A 16,415-nucleotide genomic window follows, 5' to 3' on the forward strand; every position below is an offset into this window, starting at 1 on the left:
AATATCTATATCCTGTCGGAGCAACATGATGTGGTTTTAATATATCTTTTTTATCCCATTCTCTTAAAGTTTGAGGGTTTTTATCTATAAGTTTTGCAAATTCTCCTATTGAATAATATTTCATTTATATCACCTCTTGAATTTATCATAACATAAACATTGTATAAATTCAATATATCAATATAAACTTCTATAAAGTTTTATAAACTGTTATTTAACCTCCTTAATTAATAAAACTTTACAATTCATATTATGATAACTACTATATATTTGGGACAGCACAGTTAAAAAGGATAAAAATATGTATCAATTGCACTTTATTATCATACATTGTTAATGTAAGAATTATTTGGAGGTATAATATGGATAAAGAAATAGGAAAATATGAAACTATAGAAATGGACAATGAAGAATATGAAATGGTTCCTATGGAACCAATGATGAACTTAAATGAATATGCTCCGGTTCAGCAGACGATGTCTATGAATGAATATGGGTATGAGGATAATGATGATATGGTGCCTCTTGAAGGTGGCTTTTTTCCAACGAGTAATATGATGTACTTAGATTATATGATACCAACTGAGAATGAAGAATATTACACTGATATTGAAGAAAGATATGATCAAGAATGCGATTGTTATCGAAAAAAGAAAAAGAATAAACATCATGACCATGATTATCACAATTATAATGATGTAGTAAGAATAGTTAGAAAAATTGAAAGATATAATCCTGGTATATATAGGATGATGAGGTTTTATGGTGTACCTTATCCAGTAGCAAATAGACTATTGAGAAGAATTGTTAGGTTAACGTTGATGTATTATGATGATTAGAAAATTATAATTAAGAAATATTAAAAGAAGAGACATAGTAGGAGAGGTGCTGGGGATTAGATACTAGGTGCTAGGTACTGGGAATTAGGTACTAGGAGTGGGAAGAAGGTACTGGGAACTTGAAAACAAGATTAAAATTGCTACGCAAATTCTTCAAAAACAAGGTTGTTAGTTTTCTAGTTGGCTAGTTATAAGTTAATGTTGAAATTATTATACGATTTCTTGAATATAATGTAAAAAAACATTTGCTGATTGTAAGTATATAGTAATCAAGTTATAAATCTGTACTAGCCATCTAGCACACTAGCAAATTTGTCTTATTTCCCAGTACTTTCCCTTATCTTATATCCCTCGTTTTCGTTTCTAGAACCTCGTACCTAATTAAGATGCTAGTTTTCAAGGTGTAAATCTATATAGTTGACTAGCGACTGGCGACTAGAGATTAGAGATTGGAGACTAAAACAAAATCGCCAGTTGCCAGTCGTCAGTCGCCAAGAGAGATTGTGTTCTTGATGAAGATTAGAGATTAGAGATTAGAGATTAGAGATTAGAGATTAGAGATTGGAAACTAGCCGTTTAGCCCTCTAGCAAACTAGCACACTGCTTTCCCTCCTAATACCTAACAAAAGTACAGGTATACTATTGGAGAGAATGTTTTCAATAAATTTCCATCTTGACAGATATATGATTTTTAAATTATAATAGTACTAGTGGTAATTGATAGAGGGAAGTTTGACATAGAGATTGTAGTCTTCTAGAGAATACAAGGGGGTTAACCTAATGGATGTCGGTGGTACGAAAAGTTTACGAATTATGTTAGTGTTGTTAGCTATTGGATTTATCTTAGGAGTATCTAGTATAGAAACGAAGGCAGATGTTGTTTTAAATAATAGTGTTAGTTTAAAACCTAAGACAACAAATTTCAAGACAACTAATGTTATTAAGGTACCAGATAGATCTGCAGAGAGAAGGAGAAGAGCGGAAGTTGAGGCGAGAAGAAGAGCTTCTAGAGGATTGACTACAGCAGCAAGGTATTCGGATAAAAGAATTTTAAAGGGAAGTGGCAATAGTATAGTTAATTATGCGTACAAATTTTTAGGAAGACCTTATGTGTGGGGTGCTGCAGGACCGAGGTCTTTTGATTGCTCGGGTTTCGTTCAGTACGTATATAGGCATTTTGGAATTCATCTTCCTCATTATACTGGTTATCAGGTTCAAAGAGGTGTTGCTGTTGCTAAGTCTGATTTGAAAGCGGGAGATTTAGTATTTTTCCATACGTATTCTTCATTTTCGCACGTTGGTATATACATAGGAAATGGGAAATTTATTCAAGCTTCATCAGGAAGTCATAAAGTTATAATAAGTAATTTAAATGGAAGTTACTATAAGAAACATTATGCAGGAGCTAGAAGAATCGTGAAATAGAATGTAACTCGGCAAATTTTGTCGAGTTTTTTTTTACATATTTTCTGCCATACATAAATATTATTTACTAGATGAGGTTATATGATGTTATGTAAGGAGGAAAAATATGAGGTACTCAAAATATGATATACGTAAAAGTAAGAATAGTAGTGTTGTGTTAATATTTATGCTTATATTAATTTTAGCTATAATTATTGGTTCGCTGATTTTTAAAGTTGTTTTTAAAGGGGCGTCTATGGATTCAAAATTACCTAAATTTAATATAAATAGAAGCAAAGATAATGGTAATAATAGAAGTGCGGTTGTTAATGGTAACGACGTTAAAGATAATACATCAAATAATATTTCAAATTTTTATGCTATTCAATGTGGAGCATTTAAAAGTAAGGAAAATGCAGATAATTACAGAAAAAGCTTAGCTGATTATGGAAATCCGTTTATTATAAGTAATGGTGGTTATTATAAAGTATTATTAGGAATTTATAAAGAAAATAATATATCTGAAATAACTTCTAAATTAACTGAAGATGGAATTGAGTGGACAAAGATAATATTTTCCTTTAATAAGGATTCGTTGTGCAATAGCGAGATTATGGAAATTATAAATGCTAATTTAAAAGTTGTAAATAAATTATCTGAGGATAATGTAAAGGCAATTGAAACGGCGGATTTTAAAAAATGGTCAGAATCACTTAAACAAGTAAATAAAAAAGATAAAAACTATAATCGTTTAATGAAATTAAAAGATTTTATAAGTGAGCTTCCTTCAAAATTAACTAAGGATAAAATAGTTGATGTATATAAAGTTTTGTATAATGTTCTGAATGAAATGAATATTAATTAAAATAAATGATAAGGATTACAGTATAAAAGATATTTCTATTATGGAAATATCTTTTATACTGTATATGTTTTTTTGATTTATGGTACCTTGATAATGTTTTTATAAAGTGATAAACTGTACTTGATGTGTAAAGGTGGGGGGATGGGATGAGTAGAAATGGTAAGGCAAGAGGGTATTTGATATTATATGTTATTATAGGTGCAATTACTGGTACGTTTATCGGGGAAGTACTAGGTAGTCATTTTAAAATACTTCGATTTTTAGAACATTCATATCATATTGGGATGACAAAACCTTTCTATTTGGATTTGCATGTTATGGGTATAACATTCGGAATTAATTTTAATATTAATATAATGTCTATGATTGGTGTTATTTTGGCAATAATAATTTATAGAGAGTATTAGGAGATGGTTAAATGGATATTATATTGGCATCGGCTTCTCCGAGAAGAAAAGAATTGCTTGATCAAATAGGAGTTTCATTTAAGGTTATACCAAGCAAAGTAGATGAAAATTTTGATATGCTTAAAGGTACTATAGAAAGTAAAGTAGAGGAATTAGCGTATATCAAGGCAAAAGAAGTAGCTCAAAAAGTGAATAAGGGTTTGATATTGGGTGCGGATACAATTGTTGTAATTGATGAAGAGATTTTGGGAAAGCCACTAAATGATGAAGATGCTTTTAATATGCTTTCAAGATTAAGTGGGCGAGAGCATAAAGTGATAACAGGAATTGCCCTTATTGATGTAGATAATAATAGGCATAGAGTAACGCATGAGAGTACTAAAGTGATTTTTGATACATTAACAAAAGAAAGAATAATAGAGTATATAAAGACTGGTGAGCCAAATGGTAAAGCTGGGGCTTATGCAATTCAGGGAAGAGCAGCGGTTTTCGTAAAAAAGATAGAAGGGTGTTATTTTAATGTTGTTGGATTACCTATATCAAAGGTAAATAGTATATTAAAGGAATTTGGAATAGACGTATTGTAATGGGGATGAGGGTAAATTGTTAGGAGATGGATATTATGATTCAAAATCTAAAAATAAAAGATTTACCCCAAAATGAAAGACCACAGGAAAGATTGCTCAGATATGGACCACAAGCATTGTCGAACTGCGAACTTTTAGCTGTTATATTGAGGACAGGTAATAGAGAGGAGAACATAATTTCAATATGCAATAGAATAATAACGGAAAGTGGAGGACTTAATGGAATTTTACGTGCCTCTTTTAAGGATTTCACTAATATTAAAGGAATTGGAAATACAAAAGCTGCTCAGCTTTTAGCAGTTGTCGAACTTTCCAGACGTTTTAAAACATTTAAGTCGGGTCTTGAGTATAAAGTTTTAAAGCCAGAAGATGCAGCAAATTATGTTATGGAAGAAATGAAGATTTTGTACAAAGAACATTTTAAGATAATTATTTTGAATACAAAGAAGGTTATAATTTCTGTAGAAGAAATTTCGGTAGGCACGTTGAATTCTTCGATGGTTCATCCTAGAGAAGTATTTATAGAGGCTATAAAGAAAAGTGCTGATTCTATAATTGTGTGTCATAATCATCCTTCGGGTGATCCTACTCCAAGCAAAGAGGATATTGACGTTACTTTGAGGCTTAAGGAGTGTGGAAAATTGCTAGGTATAGAGGTGATAGATCACATTATTATTGGTGATGGAACGTATGTTAGCTTAAAAGAGAGAAGCATTCTATAGATATTTATAGACGCCATTTTTTTCAGATGTCTGACGCTGATAAATGAAAACTAATTATTATTGTAATGCATAGCTTTGAGAATAATGTATAGTTTTACAAAAATAAATAAGAAAGAGATAAAAAATAAATTAATAAAGAATTAATGAAAAAGAAGAGGGAAAATATGAGATTTGTAGATAAACATAAATTGTCGATTATAACTGCCTGCTTATCTTTGGTGTTTATAGTTCTGATAAATTATAGTGCCAATAGTGAGAGAGTTACTTTTGTTGAAGATGGAACCGCTGTGATTCTAAATCCAGTTCAGGGTATTTTGTACAAATTGAATGTTAATATTAAGGAAACTTTTGGATTTTTATTTAACTATAAGAGAGTAAAAGAGGAGAATAAAAGATTAAAAGAGATCAACAATAAGCTTCAAAGATTTGAGATTGAAAATAAATTATTAAAAAAAGAAAATAATAGATTAAGGAAAATGCTTAATTTTATTCAGTCGAGTACTGAAGATTATAAATACATTGGATGTGACATTATAGGTATAAGCGGTAATAGTTTTTTTGATGGATTTATTATAAATAGAGGGTCGAAAGACGGTATAAAGAAAAGAATGGTTGCAGTTACGGCAGATGGGTTGGTTGGACAAGTTACTGCTGTTGGAACTAATTGGGCTATTGTTCAAACTCTTTCCAATGAAAATATTGCAGTTGCGGGTTATGTCGAAAGAAACTCTTTCAATAATGGAATTATTAAAGGATATAAGGATGATGATAACAAATTGCTTTATAGAATTGAAATTCCAACGCTTGAGTCGGATATAAAAGTGGGAGATGTTATTTTGACTTCTGGAATAGGAAGAATATATCCTAAAGGGATTAAAGTAGGAAAGGTTATTAATGTTATTGATGATAAAGGTCAAATAAGCAAGTATGGTATAATTAAACCGTATGTTGATATAAATAGGTTAGAAGAAATATTTATTGTAATACCTAAAGAAGAGAGAAATGTTAAATATTAAGGGGTAGTAGTATGAAAAAGGTTTTATGGTTAGTTTTTTTAGCGTGTTTGTTTCAAATTATAGATAATGCTTTAATGCCTTTCATTAGTATAAGAACGTACTACCCTAGTTTGCTTTTTTTGTTTATTATATGTTATTCAATAGTTAATGGAACAAAAGAAGCATTAATAATAGGCGTATTTACAGGTATGTTGCAGGATGTTTATTTTGCAAATGGTATAGGTATTAATGCACTTACCAATATGTTGGCATGTATTATAGCAGCACAGATTGGCCAGAGGATATTTAGGCACAAATCTTTTGTGCCTGTAATTACATGTTTTTGTTTGAGTATTTTTAAAGGGATAGGTATATTTTTATTGCTGCATATTTTAGGACAAAAGGTTTATTTGAGAACAGTTTTTTTTGATAGTGTATACAATGGTATTTTGGCATTTTTTATGTATAAATTTGTGTTTAGATTGAGCAACATTGATTTTATGAGAAAACGATGGGGATTTTAGTGAAGAAGTGGTGATGAAGTGAATAACGAAATTAATGAACAGAGATTTACAAGATATAAGACATTTATAGTGGTGATGGTTGCTATTTTTTCAGCTATAGTTTTGAGACTTGTTTGGCTTCAAGTTGTAAAAGGGGAAGAATTTAGACGAGAAGCAAATAATAAGTCACATACAATAGTATTTAAAAATGCACCAAGAGGAGAAATATATGATAGAAATGGAAAAATATTAGCCACTAACAGGCAGAGTTTTAATCTTATTTATACACCAACAAAAGAGAGCGAAAAGCATTTTTTTGAGACTATGAGCAAGGTGTTTGATATTTTAGATGAGAATGGTGAGGTTCAGAGAAATGATTTTCCTCTTAAAATTAATCCATTTAGGCTAGATTTTAATGTGAGCAGTAAGAGTTCTCGTTTGTGGAATGAACGCAGGTTTAAGAAGGATAGAGGTTATGATGATAAAATATCAAAAGAGCTTTTTGGAAACAAGAAATTATCTGAATTAAATAGTGAAGAGAAAAAGAGAATTGATGATGAATTGGATAAAATTACTCCAGAGGAGATTTTTTATGATTTGATTAGCAAATATTCATTGTATGATTTAGTTAAGTATGATTATATTGATAAACAGAAAAAAACATTTCAAAATATTGATGGATTAAGTGATGCTGAGATTCAGAGAAAAATCGAGAGTAAATGGAAACATCTAGACAAAAAAATTAAGATTAAGTTATTGACTGATAAATATGATTCTAAGACAATTTTGAGATATATGATTGTTAAAGATAAAAAGAGAATGCAAAGTTATTCAGGGTATAAACCTGTGGTGATTGCTAATGATTTGAAAGAGAAAACAGCATTTATTTTTGAACAGTTGCAGGCAGAGCTTCCGGGGATATCTGTAATTAAGCAGCCTGTAAGGTACTATCCATATCATGATCTAGCTTCATGCGTTATAGGATATATCAAGAAAATTAGTTTGTATGAAAAAGAGAGATATGAAGAAAAGGGATATGATATTAGTAGGGACTATATTGGTGCTTCGGGTATTGAAGGAAGATATGAAAGTATTCTGAGAGGATCAAAGGGACAAGAAAGTATTGAAATTAATAAATTTGGTAGAAAGATAAAAACACTTGGGGAGCTCACACCTTATCCTGGAGAAAATATCAAATTAACTATTGATGCTGATTTGCAAAGAGTTGCTGAAAAGGCTTTGGATGATACTATGAAGCTTCGTCAAAAACTTGGTAATAGGAATGAAAGAGGTAGAGTTAATCAAGATGGTGTTGATACATCAAATGCAACTAGAGGAGCAGCTGTTGTAATTGATGTAAATACAGGCAAAATACTTGCATTAGCAAGTAGACCAGGTTATGATCCTAATCTGTTTGCTGTACCTGGAAGATTAAATGAGCGAGAATATAGAAAGTTTTTCTTGCCTGATTTGGATAAATTTGGAAGAGAATATATAAAGAAAAGAAATTTAACTGAATATCCATTATACAAGGAAAAAGAGGAAAAGGAACTTGCAAAAGGGAATAAAGAATTTAACATAGAAGAATATATTTTGAATAAGCTATTTCCAATTGCAAAAGATATTAAGGGAAATACTTCTATAAGAGAGGATTACTATGATATTTATCCAAAACCATTTTATAACTATGCTACAATGTCACTTATACCACCTGGTTCAACATTTAAATTATTAACAGCAGTGGCTGGATTAGAAGAAGGTGTTATTACTAAAAACACTAAAATACTTGATAGAGGATACTATAACAAAAGATATAAGGATTATAAAGGTGCGAGTTGGAAATGGAATGAATTTAGAGGTTCTCACGGCCTTCAGAATGTTATTGAAGCTATAAGAGATTCGAACAACTATTTCTTCTTTGAAGTGGCTGACAGGCTTTTTGTTAAAGGTGGTGGTGAGTGCAAGAAGGGGCTTGATATGCTTGCTAAGTATGCATGGAAATATGGTTTGGGTATAAATCCTTTGGGCAATGAAAAACCATCAACTGGTATTGAGATAGGTGAAAATTTTGGTCAAGTTTATAACTATGTATCAGGTAAAAACACTTTAGCGATTCTTTATATGAGGCAATTATATGATTTTCTAGGTAAAAGTAGTGCTTCACACTGGGTTGGACAATACAAGAGTATAGATATAGTGCCTAGTGTTAATGATTCTAAAGAGGTTTATGATTTAAAGAAGAAAATATCAAAATTGATTATTTCACAGATGAAAGCTGATAATGTTAGTTCGAGTGAGCAGTATAAATATTTAAGGGATAATGTAGAACCTGTACTAAAAGAACTAATAAAGACATCTTCTGATTTAAACAGTATTGGGTATACTGATAGTGATATAGAAAGAATAATAATGGCTATTAATTATTCTGTAACTGATGCTAAAACTGAAATGAAGAGGGGTACTAATTTATACAATGCATCTATTGGACAAGGTACTAATCGTTTTACACCTTTACAGCTTGCAAATTATGTTGCAACACTTGTTAATGGGGGATATAGGTATAAGGTTCACTTGGTAGATGGAATATATGATCAAAATGGTAATATAGTAAAGGATTATTCTAAACCTGTTGTATTAAACAAAACAGGTGTAAGTTCTAGTACTATAGAAACAGTAAAGAAGGGTATGCTTGCTGTTACTTCAAGTAGTAAGGGAGGAACAGCATACAAGGTATTTAAGGATTTCCCAATAGTAAATGGTGGTAAAACAGGTTCTGCCACTTTTCATAATGACCAACATTCATTGGGAAGAGAAGCGTATGGTGTATATGTTGGTTTTGCCCCTTATGATAAACCTGAAATTGCGGTTTGTGTTGTTATTTTTGATGGAGCTCACGGAGGATATGTTGCACCAGTTGCAAAAGCTATTTATGAAGAATATTTCAAAGACAGAATATTAAAGATTAATCCAAACTATAAATTCATGTACCATGACAAAGATTAGTAATAGTGTATTTGGATATAAAAATAGCATGTTTGATGGTATAAACATGCTATTTTTTAGCGTTAAAATAGTATAAAATTAAATTTTTTATAATAATAGAAGGAATTTAATCAAGTTGTGTTGAAATATACGTTAATATGGTTATGGAGGTTCACACAGATATGGTAAATAACAAAATCATCATTAAAGGAAATAGGGATGGACTAAATGCAGTAATAAATATGAACAACTTTAGGGATTTTGATGATATGCTTGATGAATTGATAATAAAATTGTCTAAGGGTAAAAGATTTTATAAAGGTTGCAACCTTACCATAACTACTCAATTGAAGTATATAAGCGAAAGGAATATGAGAAGGTTAAAAGATGTACTTTTCGATGAATTCTTAATAAAAGATTGTATTTTTGAAGACATTAAAGAAACTTCTAATAAGGTGTTTAGTGGAATCTATGAGGGAAGGACAAAATTTTTGAGAAAGACTGTTAGAAGTGGGCAGGTGATAGAATATTCAGGTAATATTGTTATTGTAGGTGATATTAATCCAGGTGCTGAAGTGCATGCGGCGGGGAATATTATTGTTTTAGGTAGCTTAAAAGGCTTTGCACATGCGGGATGTAATGGAAATGATAAGGCAATTATAGCTGCGTTTAGTATGCAAGCTCAAATAATTCAGATTTCGGATATTATGACAAGAGCACCTGAAGATGACATTAAACCAGTATATCCTGAAGTTGCAAAAATTAAGAATGGCAATATAATTGTTGAGCCATATTTACCTAATAAATATTATTAATGGAGGGAAACATGTATGGGCGATACTATAGTAATTACTTCTGGAAAAGGTGGAGTTGGTAAAACAACAACTACTGCTAACATTGGCACTGCTTTGGCTAAATTAGGACAAAAAGTTGTAGTGGTTGATGGAGATACAGGACTTAGAAATTTAGATGTACTTATGGGGTTAGAAAATAGAGTTGTTTTTAATTTATTAGATGTTTTTGAAAAAAGATGTAAGCTTAAACAGGCTTTAATAAAAGATAAGAGATTTGATAATCTTTATCTTATGCCTACTGCTCAATGTAGAGATAAAACAGATATTAAAGCAGAGGATATGCTTTTTTTATCAAATGAACTGAAAAAAGATTTTGATTATGTATTAATAGATTGCCCAGCAGGAATAGAGCAAGGATTTGAAAATGCTGTGATTGGTGCAGATAGGGCGATAGTAGTGGTAAATCCTGAAATTACCTCTGTTAGAGATGCAGATAGAGTTGTGGGTAAACTTGATTCAAAGGGATTGAATAGGCATGAACTTATAATTAACAGAATGAATTATGAAATGAGTGAAAAGGGACAAATGCTTGCAGTTGATGATATTGTTGATTGTTTGGCTATTAAATTGATTGGAATAGTACCTGAAGATAAAAAGGTTACAATTTCTACAAATAAGGGTGAGCCTATAGTTTTGGATGATAATGCTTCTGCAGGAAAGGCATTTGCTAATATTGCAAAGAGAATAATGGGTGAGGAGATTCCATTTGAGTCCCCTAAAAGTACTGAAAATAGATTTTTTGCATCAATTAAAAAGATATTTAAGGTGAAATAATAGGAGGGATAAAATGGATTTGTTGAAAATTTTCTCAAGTAAATCACCAAAGGATATTGCATCAGATAGATTGAAGTTGATATTAATACATGATAGGGCGGATCTTTCACCTGATCTTCTTAATAAAATTAAAAATGATCTTCTGAATGTTGTTTCTAAATATGTAGAAATCGATAGCGATGATGTAGAAGTTAAAATGACAAAAACAGATGTAATTGAAGGGGCTTCACCAGCTCTAATAGCTAGTATTCCTATAAAAAAAATTAAATAGTATAATAAAATGAAAACTATGCGAATTTTAGCATGGTTTTTAATTTAGTGTCGATTAATAATATACTTATTGATATGTATGGGGTATAATATATTTGGAGTTCGATATACTTATTAGAAGGGACAAGTTGATTTATGATTTATAAGTTTTTCATTGGTAAAAAGATGCTTAAAAGACTCAATTTAGGGGTGCTTATTACGGCAATTATCATTGTCTTATTTGGATGCATGAATATATATAGTGTTGGTGGTATGTATTATATGAAATTACAACTAACATGGTTGGTGTTAGGACTAATAACTGTATATGTAATATTACTTTTTGACTATATGTTTCTTCAAAATATTGCTGGTATACTTTATTGGTTTAGTATATTTCTTTTATTATTAAATGATTTTTTGCTTGGAAGTACTACGAAGGGGGCTACTTCGTGGATAAAATTTGGGAATAGGGCAATTCAGCCTTCAGAATTTGCTAAATTAGCTTTGATAATTATGTTATCTAAAAAGCTTGAGGATATGGAAGGAAATATAAATGAACCTAAAAATTTTATAACATTAGTAATTTATGCTTTGATTCCAATGATTCTAATTGTAATACAGCCTGATATGGGTATGACTATGGTGTGCTTCTTTACTGTGTTAGGAATATTTTTTGCGGCTGGATTGAATTTAAAAGTAATTATTGGAGGATTGAATGGTATATTAGCTTTGGTAGCTATTATATGGAATTCTCCATTAATGAAACCATATTGGAAGGGAAGATTGGTTTCATTTTTGAATCCTGAAAAATATGAACTAGATTATGGACATCAACTTATTGAGTCTCAAAGAGGAATAGGTTCTGGAGGAGTTTTTGGTACGGGATTTTTAAGAGGTAAACAATTCAAATTTGTTCCAGAAGCACATACGGATTTTGTTTTTTCTGTATTAGGAGAAGAATGGGGGCTTTTGGGTGGCATTTTTCTTTTGATATTATATGGTGTATTAATATACAATATGATAAATACTGCGAGAAAATCTAAGGATATTTTTGGAACAATGCTATGTGTTGGAATAATTTCTTCATTATTGTTTTCTGTATTGCAAAATATAGGAATGACTATAGGTATAATGCCTATTACAGGTATAACGCTTCCATTTATGAGTTATGGAGGAAGTTCAATGCTTACAAATTTTATGTCTATTGGTATAGTTTTAAATGTTGGCATGAGAAATAAAAAACTAAATTTTTAGTTAATGTACTTCTAATTATATAGCATTTTTCAAAAACAATTCATATAAGCCATTATGATAAAATATATATATATTGAAGTCTATAATACAAGCTATATACAGCTTGTATTTAATGTTTTATATATATTTTATTGGGGGTGGATATTGTGGGAAATTATAATGCTCAGTATGAAAGCTATTATAAAAGACTTTTGAATAATAGAAAAAGCATGAATAAATTGCATAAATATAATAGGGCTAATAATAAAATTGCAAATGTACTAATGAGACAATTAACAGGAACGCTTATATTATTCTTAATAATTTTGTTTTGTAAATCAGTTACAACTTCAGCTACATATAAAGTGTATAATTTCAGTAAAACGTTGATTAACAAAGATTACGATTATAGATTAATTCTAAAAGAAGTAAAATCGTTTGATTTTTATAAATTTCAAGATAATGTTATTGATAAAATAGAAAACATTATGTGTAAAATCAATATTAATAATCCATTTTAGGAGGAGTTTTATATAAAAATTAGTAGACTTCTTATACCGTATATATTATTTTTGGTTGTCATTGGCTTTAAAGGTGAACTTGCACCTGCTTTTATTTTTGCATTAGTACATGAAATGTCACATTATTTAACTGCTAAAAAGTTGGGCTATACAGGACTTGATATGAATATTTTACCAATAGGAACAGCTCTTTATATAAAAGATTTAGATGAGGCTTCGGCAATGGAAGATATTATAATTTCAATATCTGGTCCATTGACAAATTTTATATTAGCATTTATATTTTATTTCTTGTGGGTAAAATTAAATAAGAGTGTATTTTATTGTTTTTACTTTACCAATTTTGCACTAGGAGTATTTAATTTGATTCCTGCATATCCGTTAGATGGAGGAAGAATACTTAGAGATATTTTATGGAAAAAATACATTTTTAAAACAGCAAATAAAATAACTACACATGTGAGTATAATGCTAGGTATTTTACTTATGCTTTTTTATTTTATTCTTTTTTTAAGAGGGAAACCAAATTTTAATTTGGGTGTTATAGCAGTATTCATAGTAATAATTTCTGTAAAAGAAAAGGAGAGGATAGCTTATTTAATTATGGGAGATATTATTAAAAAGAGATATAAATTTTTAAAAAGAGGATACATTGAAAATAGAAGTATATCAATATATTACAAAAAAGATTTATTGACAGCGGTTGGACTAGTTGATAAAAACAAGTATAATGTTTTTCTTGTATTGGATGATAGTATGGATGTTGTTGATATATTGTATGAGGAAGAATTGATTAATGCACTTAAAGAATATGGAAATATGTCTATAAATGATTTCTTAAATAAAAAATAATAATTTATATATTTTTAATTTTTCACATGTATGATAAAATATTATGATATGAAAAACGCGAGGAGGAAGTTTAATGAACAAAATTTCTGATGATATTTTGTATAGAGTTGAAAAACCTGCGAGGTATATAGGGGGAGAATTCAATTCATTTAATAAAGATATTAGTAAGGTTGATATACGATTTGCTTTTTGTTTTCCGGATGTATATGAGGTTGGAATGTCGCATTTGGGTTCAAAAATACTATATCATGTATTGAATCAAAGAGAAGATACTTTTTGTGAAAGATGTTATGCACCATGGCCAGATATGGAAAAGCAGCTGAGAGAAAATAATATAGAGTTATATGCACTTGAGAGTAAAGATCCATTGAATAAATTCGATTTTGTTGCTTTTACTTTACAGTATGAAATGAGTTATACAAATATTTTAAATATGCTTGATATGGCAAATATACCAATAAGGGCTTCAGAAAGAGGGGAACATGACGCTATTGTTTTTTGCGGCGGACCATGTGCTTACAATCCTGAGCCACTATATGATATAGCAGACTTTTTTTCTTTAGGTGAAGGGGAAGAAAATTTAAATGAAGTTCTTGATTTATATAAAGAATTTAAGAAAAATAAAAAGACAAAAAAGGAATTTCTAAGAGAGGTTTGTCATATTGAAGGTATTTATGTTCCTAGTCTTTATGATGTGGAATACAATGAAGATGGTACTATTAAGGCATTTAAACCTAAATATGATGATGTACCTTCAAAGGTAAAAAAGAGAATTATTAATAATTTCGATAAAGTAACATTCCCTGATAAACTTATGGTACCATATACTGAGGTAGTACATGATAGGGTAACATTAGAAGTGTTTAGAGGGTGTACTAGAGGATGTAGATTTTGTCAAGCTGGTATGATATATAGACCAGTAAGAGAGAAAACTACAGAAACTTTATTAGAACAGGCTGATAAACTTTTGAAGGCAACTGGTTATGAGGAAGTATCATTAGTATCGTTGAGTATTTGTGATTATTCTGATATAAAAAATTTAGTAACAAAGCTTGTAGAAAAATATAAGGACAGAAAAATAGGGGTGTCATTACCTTCTATTAGAGTTGACTCTTTTTCGGTTGAGTTATTAAATGAAATACAAAAGGTTAGAAAAACGGGGCTTACTCTAGCACCTGAAGCAGGTACGCAGAGAATGCGTGACATTATTAATAAGTGTGTTACAGAAGAGAATGTTATTGAATCAGTGAGCAGTGCATTTAAAGCAGGGTGGTCAAAAATAAAGCTATACTTTATTATAGGACTTCCATATGAGACAATTGATGATGTCAAAGGAATTGCGGAACTTGGTAACAAAGTAGTTGATGAATACTACAAGATTCCTAAAAATATTAGAAAAAAAGGATTAAATATAACCATTAGTACATCTATTTTAGTTCCGAAACCTTTTACGCCATTTCAATGGGCACCTCAAGCTAGAATTGAAGACATTAAAGAAAAGATCAATGTTGTAAGAAATAATATCAAAAGCAGACAGATAACATATAATTGGCATGAAACTATGGTAAGTTATATGGAGGCTGTACTTGCACGTGGTGATAGAAAACTTTGTGATGTAATAATTAAAGCCTTTGAAAAGGGAGCTAAATTTGATGGATGGAGTGAGTATTTTAATTATGAATACTGGGAAGAAGCAATGAACGAATTAGGAATAGATGGTGATTTTTATGCTCATAGAGAAAGAAGCTATGATGAGATACTTCCTTGGGATTTTATTGATATTGGAATAACAAAGGAATTCTTGATTCGTGAAAATGAAAAAGCAAAAGCAGTACAGCTTACTCCTGATTGTAGAGAAGTTTGTAGAAATTGCGGTATAAACAAAAGCTTTAAAGAAGGGAAGTGCTTTGAGGGTGCGATATTTAATAAAATACACTAAAGAAAGTGAAATAAAATTTGTTTCACATCTTGATTTGATGAGAACTATACAAAGAACTTTTAGAAGAGCTGAATTGCCAGTAGAATATTCAAAAGGATTTAATCCTCATATGATGTTATCTATAGCACAACCTTTATCTGTAGGTATGTATTCTTCAGGTGAGTATTTAGATATAATATTTTTTGAAGAGGTTAATGAAAATGAAATTATAGATAAATTAAATATGAATGCTCCTGGTGGAATTAAGTTTTTGGATGCAGTGAAAGTAGTGTCTAAAAAAGGTAAAAAGGATTTGCAAGCAATGGCACTTATCGATGCAGCTTCATACATATTAAAATTTAAGTTTTCTAATAGTGAATTGGTTGAGGAGGAAATAAAAACACTACTCAAAAAAGAGAGTTGGGAAACTGTTAAGAAGACTAAAAAAGGGAAAAGAGATATAAATATAAAGCCACTCATAAAGGAATTTAAGTATTGGATTAAAGATGATAATTTAGTAATAAGAATTTTAGCAGCTTGTGGAAGTAGAGAAAATCTTTCGGCTCAGCTTTTGGGTGAATATATTAAAGAAAATTGTGAAGGGTTAGAAAAAGATAGATTTATTGAAATAAAAAGAGAAGAAATGTATGCTTACAAGGACGAAAAGCTTCTACCCCTTAATAAATATTTTAGGTGATAATGGAGAT

The 16,415-nt window shown here is 30.1% G+C and carries 18 protein-coding genes; 17 read left to right on the forward strand and 1 reads right to left on the reverse strand.

What is annotated here, in order from left to right; all coding sequences use genetic code 11:
• A partial coding sequence (locus tag CLTEP_RS07435; protein WP_153016297.1) for a MerR family DNA-binding transcriptional regulator occupies positions 1–124 on the reverse strand: 124 nt, incomplete at its 3' end.
• A 238-nt stretch (positions 125–362) separates the two neighbouring features.
• Between CLTEP_RS07435 and CLTEP_RS07440 the strand changes: the two genes are divergently transcribed.
• From CLTEP_RS07440 to CLTEP_RS07520, 17 genes are all read left to right on the forward strand, one after another.
• Positions 363–839 carry a hypothetical protein gene (locus tag CLTEP_RS07440; protein WP_066824898.1) on the forward strand — a complete coding sequence of 159 codons (477 nt, stop codon included), beginning with the start codon at positions 363–365 and terminating at the stop codon, positions 837–839.
• Positions 840–1,619: 780 nt separating this feature from the next.
• On the forward strand, positions 1,620–2,264 hold the full coding sequence (locus CLTEP_RS07445; RefSeq protein ID WP_066824901.1) for a C40 family peptidase: 645 nt from the start codon (positions 1,620–1,622) through the stop codon (positions 2,262–2,264).
• Positions 2,265–2,370: 106 nt separating this feature from the next.
• Positions 2,371–3,108 (forward strand): SPOR domain-containing protein, encoded by a 738-nt coding sequence (locus CLTEP_RS07450; protein WP_066824904.1) that lies wholly within the window; start codon positions 2,371–2,373, stop codon positions 3,106–3,108.
• 146 nt (positions 3,109–3,254) lie between these two features.
• Positions 3,255–3,515 carry a DUF4321 domain-containing protein gene (locus CLTEP_RS07455; protein WP_066824907.1) on the forward strand — a complete coding sequence of 87 codons (261 nt, stop codon included), beginning with the start codon at positions 3,255–3,257 and terminating at the stop codon, positions 3,513–3,515.
• An 11-nt stretch (positions 3,516–3,526) separates the two neighbouring features.
• Entirely contained in the window at positions 3,527–4,102 is a 576-nt protein-coding gene (locus CLTEP_RS07460; protein ID WP_066824910.1) for a Maf family protein, read from the forward strand.
• 35 nt (positions 4,103–4,137) lie between these two features.
• Positions 4,138–4,824, forward strand: a complete 687-nt coding sequence (gene radC, locus CLTEP_RS07465) for a RadC family protein (protein ID WP_066824913.1) — start codon at positions 4,138–4,140, stop codon at positions 4,822–4,824.
• Between the two features lie 164 nt (positions 4,825–4,988).
• The gene (gene mreC / locus CLTEP_RS07470) at positions 4,989–5,840 is read left to right on the forward strand and encodes a rod shape-determining protein MreC (RefSeq protein WP_066824915.1); all 852 of its coding nucleotides are present in this window, start codon (positions 4,989–4,991) and stop codon (positions 5,838–5,840) included.
• A gap of 11 nt (positions 5,841–5,851) precedes the next feature.
• The gene (gene mreD, locus CLTEP_RS07475; protein WP_066824917.1) at positions 5,852–6,343 is read left to right on the forward strand and encodes a rod shape-determining protein MreD; all 492 of its coding nucleotides are present in this window, start codon (positions 5,852–5,854) and stop codon (positions 6,341–6,343) included.
• Positions 6,344–6,361: 18 nt separating this feature from the next.
• Entirely contained in the window at positions 6,362–9,325 is a 2,964-nt protein-coding gene (locus CLTEP_RS07480; protein ID WP_084364754.1) for a penicillin-binding transpeptidase domain-containing protein, read from the forward strand.
• A 161-nt stretch (positions 9,326–9,486) separates the two neighbouring features.
• Complete coding sequence (gene minC, locus CLTEP_RS07485; RefSeq protein ID WP_066824919.1) at positions 9,487–10,119, forward strand: septum site-determining protein MinC; 633 nt, start codon at positions 9,487–9,489, stop codon at positions 10,117–10,119.
• Positions 10,120–10,134: 15 nt separating this feature from the next.
• Positions 10,135–10,932 carry a septum site-determining protein MinD gene (gene minD, locus CLTEP_RS07490; protein WP_066824921.1) on the forward strand — a complete coding sequence of 266 codons (798 nt, stop codon included), beginning with the start codon at positions 10,135–10,137 and terminating at the stop codon, positions 10,930–10,932.
• A 13-nt stretch (positions 10,933–10,945) separates the two neighbouring features.
• On the forward strand, positions 10,946–11,203 hold the full coding sequence (gene minE, locus CLTEP_RS07495; protein WP_066824923.1) for a cell division topological specificity factor MinE: 258 nt from the start codon (positions 10,946–10,948) through the stop codon (positions 11,201–11,203).
• A gap of 134 nt (positions 11,204–11,337) precedes the next feature.
• Positions 11,338–12,438 carry a rod shape-determining protein RodA gene (gene rodA / locus CLTEP_RS07500; protein ID WP_066824926.1) on the forward strand — a complete coding sequence of 367 codons (1,101 nt, stop codon included), beginning with the start codon at positions 11,338–11,340 and terminating at the stop codon, positions 12,436–12,438.
• Between the two features lie 146 nt (positions 12,439–12,584).
• Entirely contained in the window at positions 12,585–12,938 is a 354-nt protein-coding gene (locus CLTEP_RS07505; RefSeq protein ID WP_066824929.1) for a hypothetical protein, read from the forward strand.
• A 51-nt stretch (positions 12,939–12,989) separates the two neighbouring features.
• Positions 12,990–13,790, forward strand: a complete 801-nt coding sequence (locus CLTEP_RS07510) for a M50 family metallopeptidase (protein ID WP_242863887.1) — start codon at positions 12,990–12,992, stop codon at positions 13,788–13,790.
• 73 nt (positions 13,791–13,863) lie between these two features.
• Positions 13,864–15,729, forward strand: a complete 1,866-nt coding sequence (locus CLTEP_RS07515; protein ID WP_066824934.1) for a TIGR03960 family B12-binding radical SAM protein — start codon at positions 13,864–13,866, stop codon at positions 15,727–15,729.
• Positions 15,704–16,405, forward strand: a complete 702-nt coding sequence (locus CLTEP_RS07520) for a TIGR03936 family radical SAM-associated protein (RefSeq protein WP_066824936.1) — start codon at positions 15,704–15,706, stop codon at positions 16,403–16,405. Before CLTEP_RS07515 ends, CLTEP_RS07520 begins: the two co-directional genes overlap by 26 nt.
• Positions 16,406–16,415: the final 10 nt, after the last annotated feature.

Source organism: Clostridium tepidiprofundi DSM 19306 (assembly GCF_001594005.1).
In the GTDB taxonomy this organism is placed as follows: domain Bacteria; phylum Bacillota; class Clostridia; order Clostridiales; family Clostridiaceae; genus Clostridium_AC; species Clostridium_AC tepidiprofundi.